The following is a 23,506-nucleotide window of genomic DNA, read 5'->3' on the forward strand; positions in this document are numbered from 1 at the left end:
CCGGCGGGGCCGGTGGCCCCGCCGGGCGGCTGTGCGCGGGCGGACGGGTCCGAAGGGGATCAGGCGGTCCGCACCCGCCACGCCAGCAGGCCCCCGGAGACCTGGTCCCGCAACCGGACCGAGATCCGCAGCGCCGTGGTGCGCACCGCGTCGAAGCGGACGTCGTTGAACGCGTCCGGGGCGAGCCCGTAGGCGGACGCGCCCGTCACGGGTGTCCAGTCACCGGCGGCGGAGCGGTACTCCACCGTCCAGGAGGCGGGTACGCGGCAGGAGCCGTGGCCCGTGTCGTCGTACCAGTACACCGACACACCGTCCGCCGCCAGCGCCTCGTCCCAGGTGTACGCGACCCACTCGGCGCTGCCCGTGTGGTCCCACCAGGTGAAGCGCGGCAGGTCCTGGTCGTACGAACTCGCGGGTACGGACGACTCGTTGAGGATGAGCGCCTGGGGTTCGTCCACACCGCTGAAGGAGGCCGTGCAGGACGCCCAGGACGTCGCGTCCCTGCCGCTGCCGGCCGTGGGGAAGGAGGTGACGCGCAGCCGCGCGGCGCCACTCGGTATGAGGGTCAGCTGCTCGGCGCGCTCGGCGGTGCGCACCGGGCTGTCCCGGAGCGGGGTGACGACGTTCTCGTCGTCCGCCGTCCAGGCCGGAACCCGGCGGCCCCTGGCCCGCAGGACGACCGGTGTGCCCTGCGGGGTGAACGGATCGGCGCTCGCGGACGCGTGGGTCCTGCTGAAGGCGAAGGAACGCTCCGGGTGCCGCGCGTCGAGGTCGAGGGTGTAGTTCCAGGGGGAGCCCGCCCGCACCTCGTACTCGGGCCAGTCGTCGGTGCCGGCGTAGCGCGACCACTGCTCCTCGATGCGCAGCGAGTAGGTGAGCGGGCCCCGGTCCACGGAGACCGCGTCGCGGTTGCCGTCCCAGGTGCGCACGCGGACGTCCATCGGCAGCCGCAGTTCGACCCGGTCGCGCGCGTGCCACTCGCGGTCGAGTACGAGGTACCCGCCGTTCCTGCGGCCCTTCGTGGCAGCGCCGTTGACCTTGAGGGAGGGGGCCGCGCACCAGCCGGGCACCCGCAGGTGGAGCGGGAAGCGCACCGGCTTCGGCGACGACAGGACCAGGGTCACCGTCTCGTCGAAGGGGTAGTCGGTGTGTTCGGTGAAGGTGACGGTGGTGCCGTCGCCGACCTCGGCCGTGACGCTCGACTCCCCGTAGAGGGAGGCGCAGAGACCGCCGTCGGTGCCGGCGAGCCACATCTCCTCCGCGTAGTAGGGCCAGCCCATGCCGTAGTTGTGCGGGCAGCAGCGGTACTGGTGGATGCCGGGCTGGTAGGACTGCATCGCGAAGGAGTTGTCGAACTGGCCGTGCGACTTCGGGACGTTGTCGAGCTGCACGCTGTTGGCCGCGGTCACGTAGTGGGTGCCCCGCTGCCGCGGGTCGAAGGCCGCGGGCAGCATGTTCAGGGCGAGTTCCTCGCAGCGGTCGGCCCACACCGAGTCGCCGGTGATGCGGGTGAGCAGCTGGTGGCTGTGCATGAACTCGACGATGCCGCAGGTCTCGAAGCCCTGCCGGGGGTCGTGGTAGCCGCTGCGGGCGTTCTCGTCGCCCGCGAAACCGCCGCCGGGGAACTGGCCGTAGGTCCCCATCACCGTGTCGTAGACCCGGTGGGTGGCGGCGGTGAAGGACGGGTCCCCGGCGAGCACACCGTACTGTGCCGGTTCCCGGAAGCCCTGCGCCAGGTTGACGTTGTGCCAGGTCGGGATGGTATGGGTGTAGTCCGCGCCGTTGTCGTGCAGGGCGTGCACCAGGTCGAGCAGCCACGCGTCGCCCGTGCGGTTGTAGAGCCAGTAGGCGGTGTCGATGGTGTCGCCGCAGCGCGCGGAGCCCCAGCCCTGCGAGAACAGGGCGGGCGGCTGCGCGTGCAGGAACTTCAGCCAGCCGGTCAGGGCCGGCACCACCCGTTCGTCGCCGCTGTACTCCTGCCAGGTGCGCAGGGCGTCGAGCACCGGCATGTGCGGCCAGAAGTCCACACCGCCGTTGAGCGCGGTGCGCACGGAGGTGGGGCCGAAGAACCCGTCGGGCTGCTGCGTCGCGAGGATGCGGTCGATCCAGGTACGGGTGAGGTCGAGGGTCGCCGCGTCACCGGTGACGTAACCGAGGTCACCGAACCCCCGCAGCCAGTAGGGGAGTTCCTCCCACCCGGGCTGGTCGGGAACGGCCCAGCCGCTGGTGGTGAGGCCGAGGTAGTCGGACACCTCCGGCATCCGGCCGTTCAATCCCTTGAGTTGAAGGTCCAGTTGGGCGCGCAGCCAGCCCTTGGGGGTGATGCTGCCGGGCGGCAGCCGCAGGAACGCCTCGCGTTGCAGCGGCGCTCGGTTGGTGAGGTACCTGGCCTGGCCGTTCCCGCTCTTCGCGGGGTCCGCCGGCGCGCTGGGTGCGAGGCCATGCGGTGTGCTCGCGGAGGCAGCGGGCAGGCCCAGCGAGCCGGCCAGCGCGGTGCCTCCCGCGACGGTGGCGGTGTGGCTCAGGAACGAGCGTCGTTCCACGGGATGTGTCCTTCCTCGCCCCGGTGGCGGGGCAGCGCACGGCCCGTCCGGCCGCCACCGTGGGTCCGGTGCCTGTGTCGCGGTGGCGGTCGGCGGGCGGGTGAACGAGGTCCGGTGGGCAGGGGCCGGGGCCGCCGCGCGGGACCCGGCGGGGAGAGCCGGGCCCGGCGCCGCGGATCCGGCGGACGGGTGAGCTGGGCGGGCGCCGGGCGATCGGGGCCCGGTGGGCCCGGTGGTGCGTGTTCCGGAGCGCGGTCCCGGAGGCGGGACTCCGCGACGCGCGCTCCGGAACACGGTTTCGGGGGCGCCGGCCGGACGGCGCGGGAGAGCCGGGAAAACACCGGCTGGGGGCGCGGGCGTCAGGAGCGCAGACTCAGCAGGGCGAACACACCGCCGACGACGGGCCTGGCCTGGAAACCGCCGCTCTGCCGGTCGTTGATGGTGTCGTACCAGTCGGTGAGGGGCACCCGCGAGGGCGAGGTCGTCACGAAGTCGTAGAGCGAGTCGATCAGGTAGTCGCGTACCGGGTGGTCGTGCAGCCAGGCCGCCGTCCACATCTCCCAGTCGCCCTTGGTGTACGAGTGCCGGATGTCGAGCGGGATGCCGTACTGGTTGGCGCGGCTCAGGTACCAGTCGCCCTCCGCGGTGGCGACGGACCGGGGGATCAGGTTCAGCCCGAGCAACTGGTCCGGGTAGCCGTTGTACTTCAGGCTCCAGGTGGCCGGCTGGTCGTAGGCGAGCTTCAGGTGCCCGGCGTCGCCGTCCGTCGCCTTGTCCACCCACTGCGCGATGTAGCTCTTGGCGGTGGAGGTGTACGTGGCGGCGTCCGTGGGATGCCCGGCGAGGGTGGCGATCCGGCCCATCGCGCCGATGGCGAGGATGCCCTTCAGCGCCAGGTTGACACTGTGGCCGATGAAACCGGTGAAGTCGTCGGTCTGGTTCTGGAAATCGGGGTCGAGCGCGTTGGCCACCAGGTAGTCGGCCCACTGCTTGAGGATCGGGTAGTGGGCCGCCGCGAAGGACTTCGCCGTCGCCGCGGACGTCCGCGCCAGGTAGGCGGCCGTCATGATGACGATGTTGGCCGACTCCTCGATCGGCATGTCCTCCTCGTTGCCGTCGTTGTGCCCGTCCGCGTTCGGGTAGTGGCTGCCGAGGTCGTGCTCGGCGAACTGCTTGGGCCAGCCCCCGTTCTCCGCGTAGTCGAGCATCGGCGCGATGAGCAGCCCCAGGTACTCGGGATCGGTGGCGAGGAAGGCCGGTATGGCCGGGTAGGTGACGTCGAGCGTCGACATGTTGCCGTCGGACGAGATCTCCTTGAGGAACGCCCACGGCTTGCCGTTCCTGCTGACCAGCTCCGTGCCCGCGTAGGCCTGCCGCAGGGCGAGGGCGCATATCGCCGCGTACTTGGGGCCGCCCGCCGCCGTCGCGTCGCGCTGGATGCGCCGGTCGAGGGAGGCGGTACGGCTGCGCGCGCCGGAGAGTCCGGCGTGGAACGCGGACACCATCGCCTGCCACGAGTCCCAGTAGGACTTCCACAGCGGAGGCAGCCGCTCACCCAGGTAACCGACGGCCGGTTCGCGGACATGGCCGACGGAGAGCACCGCGCTCTCGCTCCCGGAGCCCACGGAACCCAGGTCGAAGTGGAAGGCGAACACCGGCCACTTGTCGTTGATCGCCCGGGGCTGCCCCCCGTCCATGGTGTTCGCCAGGGCACTGTTCTTCAGTGCCGCCGGGCGTACGTCGGTGTCCGCGCCGATCTGCCAGGTCAGTCCCGGCCGTTCGGTCGCACTCCACACGAGCGTGCCCCACGTCGCCATGTCGTTCTTCTCGGAGACCAGGACGGGCGCGTCGGGCGAGAACGACAGGGCGGTCACCCCGGCGCCGCCGCTCAGGTGGTCCTTCGCCCAGCCGATCTTCGTGCCCGCGTCGCCGCTCGCCCACTCCCCGGAGATGTCGAAGTACAGGCCGACCCGGTGCCTTCGGCCGTCGGTGCTGCGGACGTCGGCCGTGACGTACGACAGCGGCGCCGACTGCCACCGCAGATCGCCGGGTTCGACGGGCGAGAGGAACGTCAGGGTGAGTTCGACGCCGCCGCCCGTCAGCACGTACACCGAACGGGTCGCCGTCACCGTCAGCGAGGTCTGCACCATGCCGCGGGGCGCGGCGGCCGCGGCGTTCGGCGTGCCGAGGAAGAGGAACGGGTCGCCGTCGACGACCGCGATCCCCACCATGGCCGTCGTACGGCCGGTCCAGAAGCCGGGCCAGCTGCCGGCCAGGTTGTCCGCGGCGCTCCAGGTGCTCAGGTACGGCGAGCGCACCGCGAGCGGTACGGCGGGCGGCCGCACCGGGTCGAAGGCCGGCGGCTGCGGCCGCCCGGCCGCGGCGTCGGACACCTTGGCGGCGGGGTGGTCCGCGGCGAAGGCGGTACCGGGCAGCAGCGTGCCGCCGGCGGCGGCGAGGCCGGCCGCGCCGGTCCAGCGCATCAGGCCGCGCCGGCTCATCCGCCCCTCGCGGCCCTCCTGTCTGTCCCGGCCGCCGGACGCGGGTACGTGCGGTGCGTCGGGCGTGGGCGAGGCGCCCTGCGGCTCGTCGGCGGGGTCGTGGCCAAGAGGCATCTGGTGTTTCCTCCACTGCTGCTGGGGGCCGTGCTGCCGGGTGTCCCGTGTCCCGGCGGCCGGGCCGCTACGGGGGGAGTGCGGTGCGGGGGGAGGTGCGCCGTGCGGGAGGTGGGTGCGGGGGGAGGCACGCCGTCGGGGCAGGTGCGGTGTGAGGGAGGTGCGCCGTGCGGGCGGTGCGGTGCGGCACTGAGCGGTGCGGTGGACGGGCCGCTGGGCGAGAGGGACCGGGCGGTGTCGCGTGGACGGGTTCCGGGCCCGCTCGTCGAGTCGTCGTCCGCTCTGCGGTGGCAGTCCGTACAACGTTGGAAAGCGGGGCAGCCAGCATGACAGCACGCCGCCTCGACCGGTGTCCAGAGGTGCGACACGGCCTCGGGCCGTCGGCGTACGGATCGTGGCCGGCCGGCCCGCGGCGCTGACTCCGGGGCACCCGCCGCGCTCCACCTCAGGGTCGGCGGGGCGTAATAGCAGCTCAGGGAGGGCGTGTTGGGGACTGCTCGGCGCGCTGCGGCCGGCGATCCGGTGCCCGCGCCCCAGCGGAGGCCGACGCGGCGCCGGGCGGCCGCCGTCCGAAACCGTAGGGGTCCTGGCGCCGCGCCGCCGGGCCTGGCCGCCGTTTCCGACCGTAAAGGAATCGGTTCCCGCAAGGGCCTTGACTCCCCGTCGGACGTCGCGCAATCTCCTCCTTACATCGTTGGAAAGATCCGACGGCACCCGCCTCCACGGGAGGTGCCGGCCGGGGTGACGTATGCCGCGCTCGACGCCGCGCGGGGTGCGTTCCAGCCGTCCAGCTCCGTGTACGGCCGCGTCGGCCCGTACGAACGCGGACCTGTCCGCACCGCACCGATCGGTACCCACACGTACCGGACAGCGACGGTTCGGGCAGATCCGCACCCTGTGTACCGGCCTCGGCCGACCCGAACTGATCCGCACCGACCCGTATCGACGAGGATGTGATCCGCGCATGAACGCCTATCTCCGGGCCAGGTCCGCAGCGGCCGTGGTGGTGACCGCCGGCCTGTGCCTGGTGGCCACCGCCTGCACCAACTCGGGCTCCTCGGACTCCGCTTCGTCCCAGAACCCCCAGAGCGGTGCCACCAACTCGGCGGCCGAGCAGAAGATCGCGTCCTCCGCCGCCGCCGGGCCCGCCTGCACCTCCGCCACGTACGCGGGGGGTGTCCCGAAGCTCGACATCACCGACGGGAAGACGGTCGTCGGCTTCTCGCAGTCGGAGTCGACGAGCAACCCCTTCCGGGCGACCGAGACGGCGAGCATCACGGCCGAGGCCAAGAAGCTGCACGTCAAGCTCATCCAGCGGAACGCCAACGCCGACGTCAACGCGCAGAACTCGCAGATCGAGGACATGATCGCGCAGGGCGCCAAGGTCCTCGTCGTGGCGCCGGAGAACTCCGACGGGCTCGGCCCCGCCCTCGCTCAGGCCAAGGCGAAGAAGATCCCCGTCCTGACCATCGACCGCACGGCGGGCGGCACGGCCTGCACCGACTTCATGTCCTTCGTCGGCTCGGACTTCTACGGCCAGGCAGGGATCGCGGCCGACGACCTCGCCACGGCCACCGGCAAGAAGGCGCAGGTCGCCATCCTGTCCGGGACACCGGGCAACAACGTCACCACCGACCGCACCAAGGGGTTCCAGGACCGGATCAGGTCCACGTACCCGGACGTGAAGGTCGTGGCCTCGCAGACCGCCAACTTCGACCAGACGGACGGCCAGAAGGTCATGGAGCAGCTCCTCCAGGCCCACCCCGGCATCAACGCCGTCTACGCGGAGAACGACGAGATGGCGCTCGGCGCCCTCCAGGCGGTCCGTTCGGCCGGCAAGACACCCGGCAAGGACGTCAAGGTCGTGTCGATCGACGGCATCAAGCAGGTCGTGCAGGACGTCTCCGGCGGGCAGGTGGTGGCCGACATCGAGACCAACCCCCGCTTCGGGCCGCTCGCCTTCCAGGCGCTGCAGGACTTCTACGGCACCAAGGGCGTGCAGGCCAAGGTGATCATCCAGGACGGCCATTTCACCGCCAAGAACGCCAAGCAGGCCCTGGACCAGGGCCTCGTGTACTGACGAAGGACCCGCCGCCCGGTGGCACCCGCCACCGGGCGCGTCGCGTCACCACCGCCCACCAGGGCCCCTGAGCGACCGCGGCACCGCAAGGGGACATCACCGGGGGCGGGGTGCCGGCGGCAGTCCGTGCGAGGAGGAGAACGGAGACCATGGACCAAGGCGACAAGCAGGCCCCGCCCGGCACGGCCCCGGTACTCGACGTCGTCGGTGTCGGCAAGAGCTTCGCCGGCGTCCACGCCCTGCGGGGGGTCGACTTCAGTCTGCGGCCCGGCGAGGTGCACGCGCTCATCGGGGAGAACGGCGCGGGCAAGTCCACCCTCATCAAGGTGATGACCGGGGTCTACCGGCCCGACGCGGGCCAGGTGCGTTTCGAGGGGCGGCCCCGGGAGTTCCGCAATCCCCTGGAGGCGCAGGCCGCCGGGATCTCGACGATCTACCAGGAGGTCAATCTCGTACCGCTCATGTCGGTCGCCCGCAATCTCTTCCTCGGCCGGGAACCGCGCCGCCTCGGGCTGATCGACGTGCGCAGGATGAACCGTGACGCGGCCGAGGCGCTGGGCCGCTACGGCGTCGACGTCGACGTGACGCGCCCGCTGCGCACCCTGGGCCTGGGGGCCCAGCAGATGGTCGCGCTCGCCCGTGCGGTGGGGATCGACGCGCGCGTCGTCGTCATGGACGAACCCACCTCCTCCCTCGAACCCAGGGAGGTCGAGACCCTCTTCTCCGTCATCCGTGACCTGCGCGCGCGGGGGATCGCGGTGGTGTACGTCAGCCACCGCCTCGACGAGCTGTACGCCATCTGCGACCGCGTCACCGTGCTGCGCGACGGGGCCCTGGTGCACACCGGCGCGATGGCGGATCTGCAACGGCTGCGGCTCGTCTCGCTGATGCTCGGCCGCGAGATGTCGACCGTGCGCAGCGAGGGCGCCACCGCCTTCGACAGTGACCGGCACGAGCGCGCCGGTTCGCGGCCCGTGCTGCGCGCCACCGGACTCGCCGTCCGCCACCGGGTGCACGACGTCTCCCTCGACGTGCGGCCCGGCGAGGTCGTCGGCCTCGGCGGCCTGCTCGGGGCGGGCCGCAGCGAGACGGTGAAGGCCGTTGTCGGCGCGCTGCCCACGGACGCGGGTTCCGTGGAGGTCGACGGGCAGGTCATGCGGCGGCGCAACCCCGCCGCGGCGATCCGGGCGGGCGTGGTGCTGCTGCCGGAGGACCGCAAGGCGGAGGGGGTGATCCCGAACCTCTCCGTGCGCGAGAACATCACCCTGGCCGCGCTGCCCCGCCTCTCCCGGGCGGGCGTGGTCTCGCGCGGCAGACAGGACGAGGTCGTCCGGTTCTTCATGGACCGGCTGCGCATCAAGGCGTCGGGCCCCGACCAGAAGGTCAGCGATCTCTCCGGCGGCAACCAGCAGAAGGTGCTGCTGGCGCGCTGGCTCTGCCTCGGCCCCAAGGTGCTGCTCCTCGACGAACCGACGCGGGGCATCGACGTCGGAGCGAAGGGCGAGGTGCAGGCGCTCATCGACGAACTGGCGGGCGACGGGCTCGGCGTGCTGCTCATCTCCTCGGACCTGGAGGAACTCATCGAGGGGTCCGACCGGGTCGTCGTCCTGAAGGACGGCCGTGTGGTCGGGCACCTGGAGGGCGAGGAGGTCGACGAGGAACACCTGATGCGCGCGCTCGCCGACGCGCCGTCCCCGGACGCGCCCGTCCCTGGCTCCGGCCCCACCCCTGACGCCGGCCCCGATCCCGTCCCGGACGCTGATCCCGACCCCGTCCCCGACCCCGACCCCGGGCCCACCCCCGTCCCCGATCCCGCCCCGGCCGCATCGGCCGCGGAGCGCGGGGACCCGGGCCGTCCCGCCGCCGGCGGACCCGGCCCCTGCGACCCTGGCACCATCGAGGAGGCAAACCGGTGAGCGCGACCACCGTGGGGCCCGCGGCCCCCGCCCGCGACCGGGACCGGATGTTCGTGCTCCTGCAGGAGTACGGCGTCTACGCGGCGCTCGTCGTGCTCGCCGCCGTCGCGGTGGGCCTCGACCCGCACTTCATGTCCCCCGACAACGTCCGGGTCCAGCTGTTCCAGGTCGCTCCCACGCTCCTGGTGGCCCTCGGCATGGCCCTGGTGATCGGCACCGAGGGCATCGACCTGTCCGTCGGCGCGGTCATCGCGCTCGCCGCGTCCATCGTCCCGCTCTACGTCGGCTACGGGCTGCCCATGGCGCTGCTCGTGGCCCTTCTCCTCGGGGCAGCGTCGGGTGCGGCGGGCGGTGCGATGGTCGCCCTCACCCGGGTGCAGCCCATCGTCGCCACGCTCTCCCTGATGATCGGTGTCCGCGGCCTCGCGGAGATCGTCAACGGCAACTCCGCGAAGTCCGTCAGCCAGAGCGGTGTCCTGGGCCTCGGCACCCGCAGCGTCGCCGGGGTCCCGCTCATGGCGTGGATCGCGCTGGCGGCCGCGGTGCTCACCGCCCTGCTCGTACGCCGCACCACGTTCGGCAGGCGGCTCGTCGCCATCGGCGACAACCGGCAGGCCGCGGGCCTGTCCGGGCTCCCGGTCCGCCGGGTGCTGATCACCGTGTACGTGATCTCCGGCGTCCTCGCCGCGCTGGCCGGGGTCCTGATCGTCGGTCACGGCGCGGAAGCCGACCCCGCGAACCAGGGCCTCAACATGGAACTCGACGCCATCACGGCCGTCGTGGTGGGCGGGACACCGCTGAGCGGCGGCCGGGTCCGGGTGCTCGGCACCGTCGCGGGCGCGCTGTTCATGCAGCTCATCAGCGCGGTCCTGACGCAGCACAACGTGCCTGCCTCGTACACCCAGATCGTCGAGGCCGTCATCATCTGCTTCGCCGTCTACGCCTCCCAGGAGCGTGGTACCCGATGAGCACCACCCTCAGCCCGGCGCTCGCCCCGGTACCCCCCGGCGCGGGTCAGGACTCCCGGGCGCCGCTGCGCGAGCGGCTGGCCGGCCGGATCCAGCAGCACGGGGCCCTCGCCGTCCTGGTGCTGGTGGTGATCGTGGCCTCGGCCACCTCGTCCGGATTTCCCACCTGGGCCAACATCAGCAGCATCCTCGGCGGCAACGCGTTCGTCTGGCTGCTCGCCCTCGGGATGACCTTCGTCATCATGACGGGCGGCATCGACCTGTCGGTCGGCTCCCTGTACGCGCTGGGCGGGGTGCTCGGCGCGGAGGGCGCGCGCAGCGGCACGTGGCTCGCCATCCTGCTGCCGCTCGCGGTCGGCGCCGCCTGGGGCGCCGTGCAGGGACTGCTGGTGGCGCGCGCCAAGATGGCGCCGTTCATCGTCACCCTCGCCGGCCTCCTCGGGGCGCGGGGCCTGCTCCAGGCGCTCACCCACGAGGGGTCGACGACCTACCTGGTGCCCCCGGGCTCCGCCTTCCGCCATCTCGGCGACGGCACCTGGGTACCGGTCCTCATCGTCGCGGCGCTGTTCTGTCTCGGCGCGCTCCTGCTCACGAGAACCCGCTTCGGCGCGAACCTCACGGCCCTGGGCGGCAACGAGAGCGCAGCCGCCCTGATGGGGCTGCCCGTCGTGCGCAGCAAAGTCCTCGTCTACCTGCTGTCCGGCACGCTCGCCGCGACGGCGGGGGCCCTGGGCAGTGCCCGGCTCGGCTCGGGCGTGACCACCATCGGGGTCGGCTACGAACTGACCGCGATCGCCTCCGTGGTGATCGGCGGTACGCTCCTGACCGGGGGGAGCGGCTCGATCGCCGGCACGGTCAGTGGTGTCCTGCTCCTCGCCGTGATCCACAACCTGATCGACCACTACTTCTCCCAGTACGGCTCCGCCTTCACCTATGCCGTCAACGGGGGCTTTCTGGCGCTCGTCGTGCTGTCGCAGACGCTGCTCAGCAGGACGCAGAAACTCCCCTGACCCTCTCCGGCCTTCCCCCGCGGCCGGCCGGACCGGTCGTCGGGGAGCGCCGCCGGAGCGTGCCGGGAGCGGTACGGAGCAGCACAACGCCCGGGTCCGACGGCCCGGCACAGGACAAGGAGCGCCGTGGGCGTCAGCCTCAAGGATGTCGCGCAGCGAGCGGGCGTGTCGGTCAAGACCGTCTCGAACGTGGTCAACGACTTCCCCCACGTCACACCGGGCACGAGGGCACGGGTGCAGCAGGCCATCGACGACCTGGGCTACCGGCCCAACCTGAGCGCGCGGCACCTGCGCAAGGGGCGTACGGGCATCATCGCCCTCGCCGTCCCCGAACTCGGCAACCCGTACTTCGCCGAGGTCGCGGGCGCGGTCATCGACGCGGCGGTGCGCCACGAGCACACCGTGCTGCTGGACCACACCGCCGGCCGCCGGGAGCAGGAGGTGCTGGTGTCCCAGGGGTTCAGGTCCCACGTCATCGACGGCCTGATCCTCAGCCCGATCGAGCTGGAGAACGAGGACCTGGCCGGCCGCCCCGACGGCCCCCCGATGGTCCTGCTGGGGGAGCGCGAGTACGACGCGCCCTACGACCACATCGCGATCGACAACGTCGCCGCCGCGCGCACCGCCGTACGGCACCTCCTCGACCTGGGCCGCCGGCGGGTCGCCTTCCTCGGGGCCCGGCACGAGAGCGCCCGGCAGCCCGCCCACCTGCGGCTGCGCGGCTGGCGGGCGGAGATGGCCTCGTACGGGATCGACCCGCCGGAGTCGCTGGTCGTCGCCACCGACGGGTACGGGCGGCACGACGGGGCGGCCGCGATGGCCGCCGTGCTCGACCGCGGCGAACGGCCCGACGCGGTCTTCGCCTACAACGACATGGTGGCCGTCGGCGCCATGCGCACGCTGTACGAACGCGGCCTGCGCGTACCCGAGGACGTCGCGGTGGTGGGGTTCGACGACATCGAGGAGGGCCGCTACGGTGCCGTCTCCCTCACGACGATCGCCCCCGACAAGGCGGCCATCGCCGAACTCGCCGTGGAGTGCCTGGTCGCCAGGATCGCGGCGCCGCCCGGCGAACCGCCCGCGCCGCGGCGGGTCCACCCCCCGTACCGGCTCATGGTGCGGGAGTCGACGCGGCTGCGGCGGGGCTGACCCCCACCGCCGGAATCCCGCCGCGTACCGTGGCCCCGGCCCGCCGTCCGTGTCCTTTCGCCCACCGCCGCCCGGTACGCGCCCGGATCCGGGCCGCGCTCCGCACGCTCGTCCCTTCCGCCCCCGCCCCCTGTGAGGATGACCCATGCCCCCAGAGTTGTGGACGCTTCGGTCGCCCACGGGTGTCCGCGCCGAGATCCTCGGCTACGGAGCCGTCCTGCGCTCCCTGCGGGTGCCGGACACCGGCGGTGAGAGCGCCGACGTGGTGCTCGGGCTGCCCACCGCCGCCGCGTACGCACAGCCGCACCCGTACTTCGGAGCGACGGTCGGGCGGTACGCGAACCGCATCGCACACGGCCGCTTCACCCTGGACGGCACGGCACACCGTGTCCCCGTCAACGACCGGGGCCACGCGCTGCACGGCGGACCGGAGGGGTTCCACCGCCGGGTGTGGCGGGCCCGTCCGCGCGCCGCCGCCGGGACGGACGCGCTGGAACTGACGCTCCACAGCCCGGACGGGGACATGGGCTTTCCCGGCGCCCTCGACGTCACGCTGGTCTACTCGCTGGACGAACACGGGACCCTGGCCCTCGACTACACCGCCCGGTGCGACCGGCCCACCGTGCTGAACCTGACCCACCACAGCTACTTCAACCTCCTCGGCGCGGGCGAGGGGGACGTCCTCGGGCACACCCTCGCCCTGGACGCCGCCGCGTACCTGCCGGTGACACCCGAGGGGATCCCGTACGGGCCGACGGCCGCGACCGCGGGGACGCCCTTCGACTTCGGGCGACCGCGCCCCATCGGCACGGACATCGACGACCCCCACCCCCAGGTGGCGGCGGCGGGCGGATACGACCACTGCTACGTCCTGTCTCCGGCCCGCCCCGACGGTGCGCCGCGCAGAGCCGCGCGCCTCACGGCCCCGGGCGGCGGCCGGCGCATGGAGGTGTGGACGACCGAACCGGGGATGCAGCTCTACACCGGCAACACCCTGGACGGATCGCTGCCCGGGGGATCCGCCAAACCGTACGGGCGGCACGGCGGCATCTGCCTGGAGACCCAGTCCTTCCCGGACTCCCCGAACCGGCCCGCGTACCCCTCCACCGTCCTGCAGCCGGGCAGCGTGTTCCACAGCCGCACCGAGTACCGCTTCCCCCATCTCGCCGGCGGGCCCGACGCGGCTCGCTGATCCCGGGGGCGGCCCCCGTCCAACGGCCTCGCGGCCGGCGCCGGGCGGCGCCGCGGGCTCCGGCACCCGCCCGTGCGGGGCAGGCCCGCGGTCGCGGGACGCACCACGGGGGCGTCAGGCGAGCGACGCGACCCGTCGCATCGCCGCGCCCGCGGAGCTCTCCCGCAGGGCCACTTCGCGCAGGATCTCCCGTACACACCGCACGAACCTGGTGACGTTGGCGGCGGCGAGCTCCGTATCGGGGTAGCGGCCGAAGAGGTAGAGGCCCTCCAGCGTGCACACGACCCACAGGCACGCCTTGCCGCTGTCGGAGAGACGCAGGAGGGCCCGCGCGTTCCAGTCCGCCCAGTCCCGGGCCCCGGGGGAATCCCGCACGTCCATGTACGACAGCAGCGAGAAGGGGTCGGGAGTCGTCTTCTTGAAGTCCATCCCGAGCAGTTCGCACACCCGGAAGAACGGCACCCGCGCCACCTGCCTGGCCTCGCGGGCCGAACGCTGCGCGAGGCGCACGGCGGAGCGGAAGTCGGCCGCGGGCGGAAGGTCGATCTCCACCGGGCCGCCCTCCACGTACCAGCCGACCGAGGACGACCACTCGGAGCGCGAGCGGGTGTGGAACGGCATGACCGTACGGTAGGGGTCGGGCGCGCCCAGCCGCCGTGCGGCCAGGGCGTTCGCCGCGAGCACGCCCGCGGGCAGGGCGGCGCGCTCGGCCCGGCAGGCAGCCGCGAAGGCGTCCGTCTCGTCGGGGTCGAGCAACCACTCGAACACGGACCTCTGGGGCAGCAGTTCCTCCCCGGAGGTGCCCAGGGGCAGGGGGAAGCCCGGCGGCCTGCCGCCGCTGTCCGCGATGAAGCGCTCCCAACGCAGCACCGCCGGGTGGTCGCGGCCGACGAGGGCCGCCTCCCGGCGCTGCTCGTGGCTGTAGTTGACGTGGCTTCCGGTGTCGGGCAGCGAGGGGGCGCGCCGCTCCAGGGCCGCGCGGTAGAACTCGTGGATCTCGTGGACCATCGCGAACAGCGTGTAGCCGTCCGTCTGCGTGTGGTCGAAGGCCAGCACGACCGTGACGGAGTCGGCCCGTTGCACCGTCTCCACCACGTAACTCGGCCACTGGAGCGTGTCGGTCGCCGCGTCGAGCCGGTCGCGCAGGAACCGGTTGAGGACGCCGGCGTCGCGGAAGTCGCCCAGCACGGCGCTGTCCACGCCGACGACTTCCTGCGGCAGCGTGAAGCGGTGCAACTCCTCGCCCACGCTGCGAAATCCGCTGCGCAGGGTCTCATGCCGGCCGATCCAGGCCACCAGCGCACTGCCGAACGCGTCCAGTCGGAGTTCGCCCGGCATCTCGAAGGCGACACCGCCCCAGTCGGGGGTGCGCACCCCCCGCTCCTGGAGGCGCGCCATGGTGCGGACGTGCGACTCCTGGTTGTACGAGGGCGCTACGGCGTCCCGCACCGCCGCTCGCGCGGCTGAGAGGGCAGGCGGGTGGAGCGTCCACTCCCGCACCTGCCCGGGACGTACGAGGTACTGGTTGAGTTCGGTCATTTTCACGCACGGCACAACGACGCCCCGCGGGGACGGGCACGTGACCCCCGGCGGGGCAAGAGTGTTCGGCGGCACCCTCCGACGGTTCGCGGATGCCCGCGCGCCCCTGCGGCGCCGGGCGGGCGGTGAACGTCCGTGTCTCCGTTGCGCTTTCGCGCCGAGCGCCGGTGCACGCCCCCGGGCGCGCCGCGTGGCGCAGTGCCCGGGTCCGGCCACGGCCGCGCGCCGCGGCGCACCCGTCGCCCCGCGCGTCGCGCCGGACGGGGTGACCTCGTCGCCGTAACGAGTCACGGAGGTCGCGGCAGCGGGGGCGGAGGCGGGGCCCGCCCGGAGTGCGGGCCCCCTCGACTCCCTGAGGCCGTACGTCCTACCGTGACGGAGCGCGCTCGGCCAGTTCCTTCAGCAGCGCGTTCGCGGCGGCCTCGCCCGAGGCGGGGTTCTGCCCGGTGACGAGGTTGCCGTCGACGACCACGTACGGAGCCCACGCGGGTCCGGCCTCGAACTGCGCCCCCGCGCCCCGGAGCCGCTCCTCCAGCAGCCAGGGCGCGTTCGCCGCGAGGCCGACCTGCTGCTCCTCGTCGTCGGTGAAGGCGGTGAGCCTGCGTCCCTTGAACAGCCAGCTGCCATCGGGGTTGCCGGCGGCCATGAAGCTCGCGGGTCCGTGGCAGAGGGAGGCGACGACCTTGCTCGGGTCGTGCAGCATGGCCGCGAGGACGCGGCCCACGTCGGGGTTGACGGCGAGGTCCTGCATGGGCCCGTGGCCGCCGGGAACGAGGACGGCGTCGTAGTCGTCCGGGTCGATGTCCTCCAGTCGCGCGGGGGAGGCGAGCACGTCCTTCGTCTCCTCCAGGTAGGCGCGCAGCCCGGCCACCTTCTCGGCGTCGCCCCCGTTGGCGGACAGGGACAGCCCGAGCTCGTCGGCGACGGCCGGCAGGCCGCCCGGCGTCGCGAGCGTGAGCTCGGCTCCCGCCCGGCTGAGGATGCCGTGGGGAACCGCGAACTCCTCCGCTCAGAATCCGGTGGGCCGTTGCGTCCCGTCCTTCTGGCTCCAGTACTTCGCCGAGGTCAGCACGATGAGTACCGATGGCATGGCATGACGTCCTCCTGTTGTTCACGAGGCCCCGGAAGGGGCCGGATGCGCACGGCTCACGCGTGCGGGCGTGGTGCGGCGGCACCGGTGGCGCTGATGCGGCCCGGTTCCTGGTTGCCGCGTGGACTCCCCTGCCTTCACCAGCATGCCTTCCACAGAAACGAGCTTCCATGGAAGTCGTGAGGTCAGGGGAATGCCCGTCTTGGAAAAGCACCGGGCCCCGCGGAAAACTTCCCCCGCGGCCCGCCAGGGCGGATGCCCCGTGGCGCGGCGAGCGGCTGCCCCGACGCGCCCGGTGGCCGTCGGGGCAGCCGCACAGGCCCCGCAGCGGCGCCGGACGTCAGGACCCACCGGCGGTGGACTCCTCGACGAGCTCCTGCAGCCGGGTGAGCAGGTCGAGGCAGATGTGGATCTGCTCCTCGCCGAGCTGGTCGAGTCCGCTGTAGCGCGATGAGCAGATCTCGCGCATCGCGGCGTCGGCGATCTCCTTCCCCGCCGGTTCGAGGCGTACGAGCAGACCCCGCAGGACGTCCGGGTCCGCGACCCTGGTCACCAGGCCGATCTCGACGAGCCGGTCGATCTGCTTGCTCACCGCGCCCGAGGTGATGAGCAGTTGGCGGAACAGCTCCGTCGGGCTCGCCGCGTACCTGGGAGCCGACCGGCCGAGGACCAGCAGGATGCGCATCTCGCCGGGCCCGAGCCCGTACGTCCGGGTGAGCGTGGTGAAGGCCCGTTCGAAATGCTGCGCCAGACGCCGTACGGCGGAACCGATCAGGAACGGGGAGACGTCCAGCCCGTCGAGCTCGGCGGCCCACGCCGCGGCGACGCGTCGCGGATCGGGCCGGGGGGCGGGCGCGGCCCCGGTCGGGTCAGCCGTCGAGGACACGACATCCGCCTTTCGACTCCGGGTGGGCAGGCCGCCATCGTATCGCCGCCTGTCAGGGGCTCGCGGCGGTCCGCGGGCCGGGCGGCGCAGCAGGTGCGTCCGCCGCTCCCGTCGTGCCCGCGGTGGCGGACCGGCCGCCACGGGCGCCGGGACGTCCGGCGCCACTTCGGTCCGTCGCAGGTCTTTACGCGAGTGCTACGCATGGATTACAACAGGCAATCATCCGATGTTATTTGATGCCCGCGCCGATCGCTGTCGCGTGGGCCCGGTGAAGAGCGCGCATCGCAGAACATTCGTCGGACCACTGTGGGTGTCACGGTGGGCGGCCCCTCGACGCCCTGGAGGGCATCGTGCAGACAAGACCTCCGCACCGGCGGCGGCCAGGACTCGGCAGAGTCCTCCCGCTCTGGCCGGCCCTGCTCGCCGTTCTCGCCGGCCTGGTCCTCGCGGCCCCCGGCACGGCGTCCGCCGCGAGTGCGACGACCGCGTGGCGAGGCGGCGCCTTCCACCTCGACCCCGAGGCCGTCGTCAGCCGCTCGGACATCGTGCTCGGGGCGCCCGGCCTGACCGGCAGCGCCTCCATGCCGCTCGGCAACGGTTCCCTCGGAGTCGCCGCCTGGGCGGAGAACGGCTTCACGGCCCAGCTCAACCGGTCCGACACCATGCCCGACCGCAAGTCGCCGGGCCAACTGGCCATCCCGGGCCTGTCGGTGATCACCCACGCGCCCGACTTCAGCGGCCGCCTCGACCTGACCGACGGCGTACTGCGCGAGTCGGGCGGCGGGATGTCCCTGAAGGCATGGGTCGCCACCGACAAGGACGAACTCGTCGTCGACGTCTCCGGAGCCGACCCGCGCATCCCGCAGACGGCCACGGTCAGCCTGTGGAACGGGCGCAGCCCCGCAGCCGCCGTCCAGGGCACCACCGCCACCCTCGCGGAGACCTGGAAGGACAGCGACCCGGCCATCGGCAGCGGCAGGACCTTCGGCTCCCTCGCCGCGCTCACCGCCGGCGGCCGGGACGTCCGGGTCGGCGTCGCGAGCCCCACACAGGTGAAGGCCTCCTTCACGCCGCACGCCGACGGCACCTTCCGTGTCGTCGTGGCCTCGCCGGCCTGGACCGGCGGCGACGCCGCCAAGAAGGCCCGGAAGGTCATCGGGAACGACGCGTCCACCGCGGCCACGAAACTGATGTCCCGCCAGAACGCCTGGTGGAAGGGGTTCTGGAAGACCTCGGGGCTCGTCACCATGGACTCCGCCGACGGCAGCGCCGCGTACATCGAGAACCTGCGCACGCTGTACCTCTACGAGGAGGCGGCGTCGATGAAGAAGGGCATCTACCCCGGCAGCCAGGCCGGCGAGGCGGACATGTTCGCCTGGGACAAGGACACCCAGACGTGGACGCCCTCCGCGTACTGGCTCTGGAACCTGCGCACCCAGATCGCCGCGAACATGAGCTCGGGCAACTACGACCTGAACACCCCGATCTTCGACATGTACGCCGAGGACGTGCCCGGGATCGAGGCGTGGACCAAGCTCGCCATGGGCGGCAGGCCCGGTTCCTGCGTGCCCGAGACGATGCGCTTCAACGGCAACGGGCTCGACGTGGCGACCGGCAACTGCAGTGAGGCCAGTTCGCCCAACTGGAACGCGCTGGACATCTCCAGCGGGCCCGAGGTCGCCCTCTACATGTGGGAGCAGTACGAGGCCACCGGTGATCGCGCCATGCTCCGCACGTACTGGCCGTTCATCAAGTCGACCGTCCGCTTCCAGCTCGCCTACCAGAAGGTCGGCGCGGACGGCCTGCTGCACGCCAACGCCAACGCGCACGAGACGCAGTGGGCCGTACAGGACCCGACCACCGACATCGCGGTGGACAAAGCCGTCTTCCCGGTGGTCGTGGCGGCGGCGAAGGCCCTCGGCACCGACCTCACCGGTGACGCCGGCCTCGTACGGCAGGTCAAGAAGGCCGAGACGCAGATCCCCCCGTACCCGCGTACCGACGACGCCACCCGCACGCAACTGCTCAACCCGCACTACACGCAGGCCGAGACGGACGCGGCCGACGCCACGGGCACCGACATGGTCGGGATCTCGTACGAGCCGGCCGCCCAGCGCCAGAACGGCGAGAACATCGAGCTCGAACCGCTGTGGCCCTGGAACACCGTAAGCGACCAGGACACGGGCCTCTTCGCCCTCGAACAGCGCTCCTACGACCACCGGCCCAACAAGGGCGGCAACGACTGGTCCATGGACGCGATCGACGCCGCCCGCCTCCAGCGCCCCGACGAGGTCCGCGCGGACCTCGTCTCGATCACCGAGGGCCACCAGGTCTACCCCAACGGCTTCGCCGACCTCGGAAACACCGTCGGCTACCAGCCCTACATCGAGCAGGAGGCCGGCGTCGCCACCGCCGTGGACGAGGCGCTGGCACAGGACTACGACGGCATCATCCGCTTCGCGCCCGCCTGGCCGAGCGACTGGAACGGCGCCGGCAGCGTCCACATCCAGCACAAGGACACGGTGGACGTGCAGGTCCACGACGGGCAGCTCACCACGGCGGCGATCGAGGCCGGCACCACCGGCACCCTCAAGGTCAAGAACCCCTGGCCCGGCCACCAGGTCACGGTCGTGGACGGCGACAGCGGCCGCACCGTCGTGCGCCCCACCGGCTCGGCCCTGCTGAGCGTCCCGGTGCGGGCGGGCTCGTCCTACCTGGTGGAGCAGGCGGCAGCGCCGACGACGAAGGCGCCGTACGCGGCCGTCGGCGGCACCGCCCCCGACACGGCCCGCCACCTCGGCCCGGTGCAGATCGGGCTGGACCCCGACACCTCCCGGGGCACCTCGACGGTCGGTACCGTCCTCGGGGCGTCCGACGCCTCCTTCGGCCTGACGCGGATCGACGACCCGTCCGATCCCGCGCCGGCGGGCACCGTGGCGGGCCGGACCGCCCGCACGGCGGGCACCGGCACCGGTCCGGCATCCATGGCCTTCGACGTCGACAACGCCGTGGCCGCCACCGGTTCGTACAGCGGCACGGTCTCCGTCTCCTACTACGACGCGGGCACGGGCAGCCTCACGCTCCGCTACGACGCGGGCCCGGGCAAGACGGACCGCGTGGCCGGGACCATCCATCTGGGCGGCACCGACACCTGGCGCAGCGCCGACCTGCCCCTTACCGGCGCGTACTTCGGCGGCCTGGGCGAGGGCGGCGCCGACCTGTCACTGCAGGGCACGGCGCCCTTCAGCGTGCACAGCGCCGCCCTCGCCGTCACCGGTGCCCGGGTGCCCGACCGGCAGGAGTTCCCACCGGCCCCGGCGATCACGTCGCCGAAGTCCGGTGCCACCGTCCCGCTCTCCTCGCCGGTCTCGGGGACCGCGATCCCGGACGGCGCCGTGGCGGTCCTGAACGGGACGTCCCCCCTGTGCACGGCGACCGCCGACGCCTCGGGCGCCTGGAGCTGTGCCCCGGACGGCGGGTTCACAGCGGGGCGGCAGAGCCTCACCGTCACCGTCACCGACCCGACAGGTGTCACCGGCCCCGCCTCGGTGGCCACCGGCTTCACCGCCTCCGACCGGCCCCCGGGCACCGACGTCGTCGGCGCCGTACTGGGCACCGAGAACCACGCGTACGGCATGAGCCAGGACGAGAAGGCGTCCAGCGGCTTCGACGGGCCGACCACGGCGGCCACCGTGGACGGGGTGTCCGCGCGCAGCAGCACCCAGAGCAACATCTACTTCGACATCGACGACTCCGTGGCGCACGCCGGGTTCTACACGGCGGCGTTCACCATCTCCTACTACGACCAGGGCACCGGCTCCTTCGCCGTCCACTACGACGACGGGAGCAAGGACCCCTACAAGGCGACCGGCTCCGTACAGCTGACCGGCACGGACACCTGGAAGACAGCGACCGTGAACGCCCCCGACGCCTACTTCGGCGGCGGTCAGCACTCCGGCGCCGACTTCCGTATCCGCAACGGCGGCGGTCAGGTGACGGTCCACAGCGTGGCGGTGCGGCTCAGCGGCGCGGGCGTGCCCGACGCGGCCGACTTCCCGCCGCCCGTGCGGATCACCTCCCCGGCCGAAGGGGCGACCGTCACGGGCGCCCTCGAAGTGCGGGGCGCGGCCGAACCCGGCGCCCGGGTGACCGTACAGGCGGACGGCACCGACCTGTGCGCCTCCCCGGTCTCGGACGACGGGACCTGGACGTGCACCGCGTCTTCGGCGCCCGCCGGCGGATCGCACACGCTGACCGCGAGCGCTCAGGACGCCACCGCCACCCCGGCCCGGTCAGAACCGGTGACCGTGACCATCGGCTGACGCCCCCCGGGTCACCGTCGTGGCCGGCGCCACCGGCCCGCGGTCCCGGCCGGCGGTACGGGCTGACGCCTTCGGCCACCCCCGGTCGACGGCGCCCGTCGCCCCCCTCCAGGGGGTCGGCGGGCGCCGTCGCGTACGGGTCCCGCCGTACGGTGCTCACGGACTTCGCACCCAGGTACGGCAGCCAGGCCGGGCGCCGTACCGCGTTCCGCGCTGGTTCCGCGGTGGATCCGGGCGGGATCCGGGCGGGATCCGAGCGGGATCCGGGCGGCCCGTGTCAGCGGCTCCGGAGGCCGTTGAGCCGGGCGGCCCGGCGCGTCAGGTGCTCACGCTCGGCGAGGTTCGGTGCCTTCATGGCGGCCTCGGCGTACAGCCGTGCCGCCGTCGTCAGGTCACCCTCGCGCTCGTGGAGGTACGCCGCCACCGCGGTGTGACGGGGCAGGGAGTCGTCCAGCGCGGCGAGCGCCACCAGCCCGGCGCGCGGCCCGTCGGCCTCGCCGACGGCGACCGCGCGGTTGAGCCGGACGACCGGACTGTCCGTCAGGCGCGCGAGCTCGTCGTACCACTCGACGATCTGCACCCAGTCCGTCTCCTGCGCCGTGGGCGCGTCGGCGTGGAGCGCCGCGACGGCGGCCTGGGCCTGGAACTCGCCGAGCCGGTCGCGGACGAGTGCCGCCTGCAGGATCTCGACGCCTTCGGCGATCAAGGCGGTGTCCCACAGGGCGCGGTCCTGTTCGGCCAGCGGCACCAGCGCACCGTCGGGCGTTCTCCGCCCGGCGCGCCGGGCATGGTGGAGCAGCATGAGGGCGAGCAGCCCCGCCACCTCGGGGTGGTCGATCGCCACCGCGAGCTGCCGGGTGAGCCGGATGGCCTCAGCGGCGAGGTCGACGTCGCCGGAGTAGCCCTCGTTGAAGACCAGGTAGAGGACGCGCAGCACCGTCGCCACGTCACCTGGCTTCTCGAAGCGCACACCGGAGACGGTGCGCTTGGCGCGGCTGATCCGCTGCGCCATGGTCGCCTCGGGGACCAGATAGGCCTGGGCGATCTGCCGGGTGGTCAGGCCGCCGACGGCGCGCAGGGTGAGCGCGACGGCGGACGCCGCCGTCAGCGACGGATGGGCGCACAGGAAGTAGAGCTGCAGGGTGTCGTCAACCGCGGACGCGGGCCCGGGCGACGGCTCCTCTCCGACGAGGTCCTCACGCCGACGGCGGGCCGTCTCCGACCGGGTCGCGTCGAGGAACCGGCGCCAGGCCACCGTGACGAGCCAGCCCTTCGGGTCCCGCAGGGGATCTCCCCCGCCCGAGGGGGTCGGGGAGGGGGCGGCCCGCCACACCCGGACCGCCTCCACCAGTGCCTCCTGCACGGCGTCCTCGGCCGCCGCGAAGTCGGCTCCGCGGCGGACGAGGATCCCGAGCACGCTCGGCACGAGGCTCCGCAGCAGGACCTCGTCCACCGCGGATCTCACTCCGTGATGGTGGGCGGCGCGGACAGGAACGGACGCAGTTCGAGCCACTCGTGGATCGGCTCCCCGCCCGCCCCGGGGGCGGCGGACAGCTCCCCGGCCAGTTCGACGGCGCGCTCGTAGGTGTCGACGTCGATCACCATCCAGCCGGCGATGAGGTCCTTGGTCTCGGCGAACGGTCCGTCGGTGACCGGCGGCCGCCCCTCGCCGTCGTAGCGGACGAACGTCCCCTCGGGAGCGAGCGCCTGACCGTCGACGAACTCGCCGGTCGCTTCCAGCCGGGCCGCGAAGTCGTTCATGTACGTCATGTGCGCGGTGACCTCATCGGGCTTCCACTGGTCCATCGGCACGTCGTTGACCGCGGCCGGGGCCCCGCGGTAGTGCTTGAGCAGCAAGTACTTGGCCATGACGTTCTCCTCGGTGCTGGTGCGACCCATTGTGGTCACCTTCGCAGCGGGGACGGAGCCGGTCACGGATTCTCGACATTGGCGGCCGATATTCTTTTACCCGGAAGCGGTCCGGGGCCCGGGCTGCCCCGGTCGCCCGGGCGCTGCCCGCCGCGTGTGGACCGCACGGGCCGAGCGGACGAATGCGGAGACGGCCGGACGGGACGCCCCCTGAGGCCATGCCAGGGCAAGGCGCGTGGGCGGCAGGTCCGAGACCGGTAGCGCGCTCACCTCGGGCGGGGTCCGTTCCGCCGCCCCTGAACCCACGAGGGTGATCAGACGCCCGAC

13 protein-coding genes and 1 pseudogene are annotated in these 23,506 nt (G+C 72.9%); 7 read left to right on the forward strand and 7 right to left on the reverse strand.

Going from position 1 to position 23,506, the window contains the following annotated elements; genetic code table 11:
• Positions 1-59: 59 nt before the first annotated feature.
• On the reverse strand, positions 60-2,543 hold the full coding sequence (locus tag OG310_RS29520) for a beta-L-arabinofuranosidase domain-containing protein (RefSeq protein ID WP_329458882.1): 2,484 nt from the start codon (positions 2,541-2,543) through the stop codon (positions 60-62).
• A 359-nt stretch (positions 2,544-2,902) separates the two neighbouring features.
• Positions 2,903-5,158 carry a glutaminase family protein gene (locus tag OG310_RS29525; RefSeq protein WP_329458883.1) on the reverse strand — a complete coding sequence of 752 codons (2,256 nt, stop codon included), beginning with the start codon at positions 5,156-5,158 and terminating at the stop codon, positions 2,903-2,905.
• A 964-nt stretch (positions 5,159-6,122) separates the two neighbouring features.
• Here OG310_RS29525 and OG310_RS29530 point away from each other — a divergent pair.
• The 6 genes from OG310_RS29530 (at position 6,123) to OG310_RS29555 (ending at position 13,473) form a co-directional block, all read left to right on the forward strand.
• Complete coding sequence (locus tag OG310_RS29530) at positions 6,123-7,238, forward strand: ABC transporter substrate-binding protein (RefSeq protein WP_329458884.1); 1,116 nt, start codon at positions 6,123-6,125, stop codon at positions 7,236-7,238.
• A 149-nt stretch (positions 7,239-7,387) separates the two neighbouring features.
• Complete coding sequence (locus OG310_RS29535; RefSeq protein WP_329458885.1) at positions 7,388-9,154, forward strand: sugar ABC transporter ATP-binding protein; 1,767 nt, start codon at positions 7,388-7,390, stop codon at positions 9,152-9,154.
• A gap of 47 nt (positions 9,155-9,201) precedes the next feature.
• Positions 9,202-10,122, forward strand: coding sequence for an ABC transporter permease (locus OG310_RS29540; RefSeq protein WP_329460457.1), 921 nt, complete (start codon positions 9,202-9,204; stop codon positions 10,120-10,122).
• Complete coding sequence (locus tag OG310_RS29545; RefSeq protein ID WP_329458886.1) at positions 10,119-11,132, forward strand: ABC transporter permease; 1,014 nt, start codon at positions 10,119-10,121, stop codon at positions 11,130-11,132. The genes OG310_RS29540 and OG310_RS29545 overlap by 4 nt, the downstream gene beginning before the upstream one ends.
• A gap of 126 nt (positions 11,133-11,258) precedes the next feature.
• On the forward strand, positions 11,259-12,281 hold the full coding sequence (locus tag OG310_RS29550; RefSeq protein WP_329458887.1) for a LacI family DNA-binding transcriptional regulator: 1,023 nt from the start codon (positions 11,259-11,261) through the stop codon (positions 12,279-12,281).
• A 145-nt stretch (positions 12,282-12,426) separates the two neighbouring features.
• The gene (locus tag OG310_RS29555; RefSeq protein ID WP_329458888.1) at positions 12,427-13,473 is read left to right on the forward strand and encodes an aldose epimerase family protein; all 1,047 of its coding nucleotides are present in this window, start codon (positions 12,427-12,429) and stop codon (positions 13,471-13,473) included.
• Positions 13,474-13,587: 114 nt separating this feature from the next.
• Here OG310_RS29555 and OG310_RS29560 read toward each other — a convergent pair whose 3' ends face one another.
• The 3 genes and pseudogenes from OG310_RS29560 to OG310_RS29570 form a co-directional block, all read right to left on the reverse strand.
• The gene (locus OG310_RS29560; RefSeq protein ID WP_329458889.1) at positions 13,588-15,012 is read right to left on the reverse strand and encodes a condensation domain-containing protein; all 1,425 of its coding nucleotides are present in this window, start codon (positions 15,010-15,012) and stop codon (positions 13,588-13,590) included.
• 367 nt (positions 15,013-15,379) lie between these two features.
• Positions 15,380-16,003, reverse strand: a pseudogene (locus tag OG310_RS29565) (type 1 glutamine amidotransferase domain-containing protein); the annotation flags it as partial.
• Between the two features lie 439 nt (positions 16,004-16,442).
• Positions 16,443-16,988, reverse strand: a complete 546-nt coding sequence (locus OG310_RS29570; protein ID WP_329458890.1) for a MarR family winged helix-turn-helix transcriptional regulator — start codon at positions 16,986-16,988, stop codon at positions 16,443-16,445.
• Positions 16,989-17,338: 350 nt separating this feature from the next.
• On the opposite strand from OG310_RS29570, the gene OG310_RS29575 reads away from it, so the two are divergent.
• On the forward strand, positions 17,339-21,310 hold the full coding sequence (locus tag OG310_RS29575) for a DUF5703 domain-containing protein (protein ID WP_329458891.1): 3,972 nt from the start codon (positions 17,339-17,341) through the stop codon (positions 21,308-21,310).
• Between the two features lie 277 nt (positions 21,311-21,587).
• Here the strand turns inward: OG310_RS29575 and OG310_RS29580 are convergent, their stop codons facing one another.
• Positions 21,588-22,763, reverse strand: coding sequence for an RNA polymerase sigma factor (locus OG310_RS29580; protein WP_329460458.1), 1,176 nt, complete (start codon positions 22,761-22,763; stop codon positions 21,588-21,590).
• An 8-nt stretch (positions 22,764-22,771) separates the two neighbouring features.
• Positions 22,772-23,179, reverse strand: a complete 408-nt coding sequence (locus OG310_RS29585) for a YciI family protein (RefSeq protein ID WP_329460459.1) — start codon at positions 23,177-23,179, stop codon at positions 22,772-22,774.
• Positions 23,180-23,506 lie beyond the last annotated feature (327 nt).

This window comes from Streptomyces sp. NBC_01497 (genome assembly GCF_036250695.1).
Classification (GTDB): Bacteria; Actinomycetota; Actinomycetes; order Streptomycetales; family Streptomycetaceae; genus Streptomyces.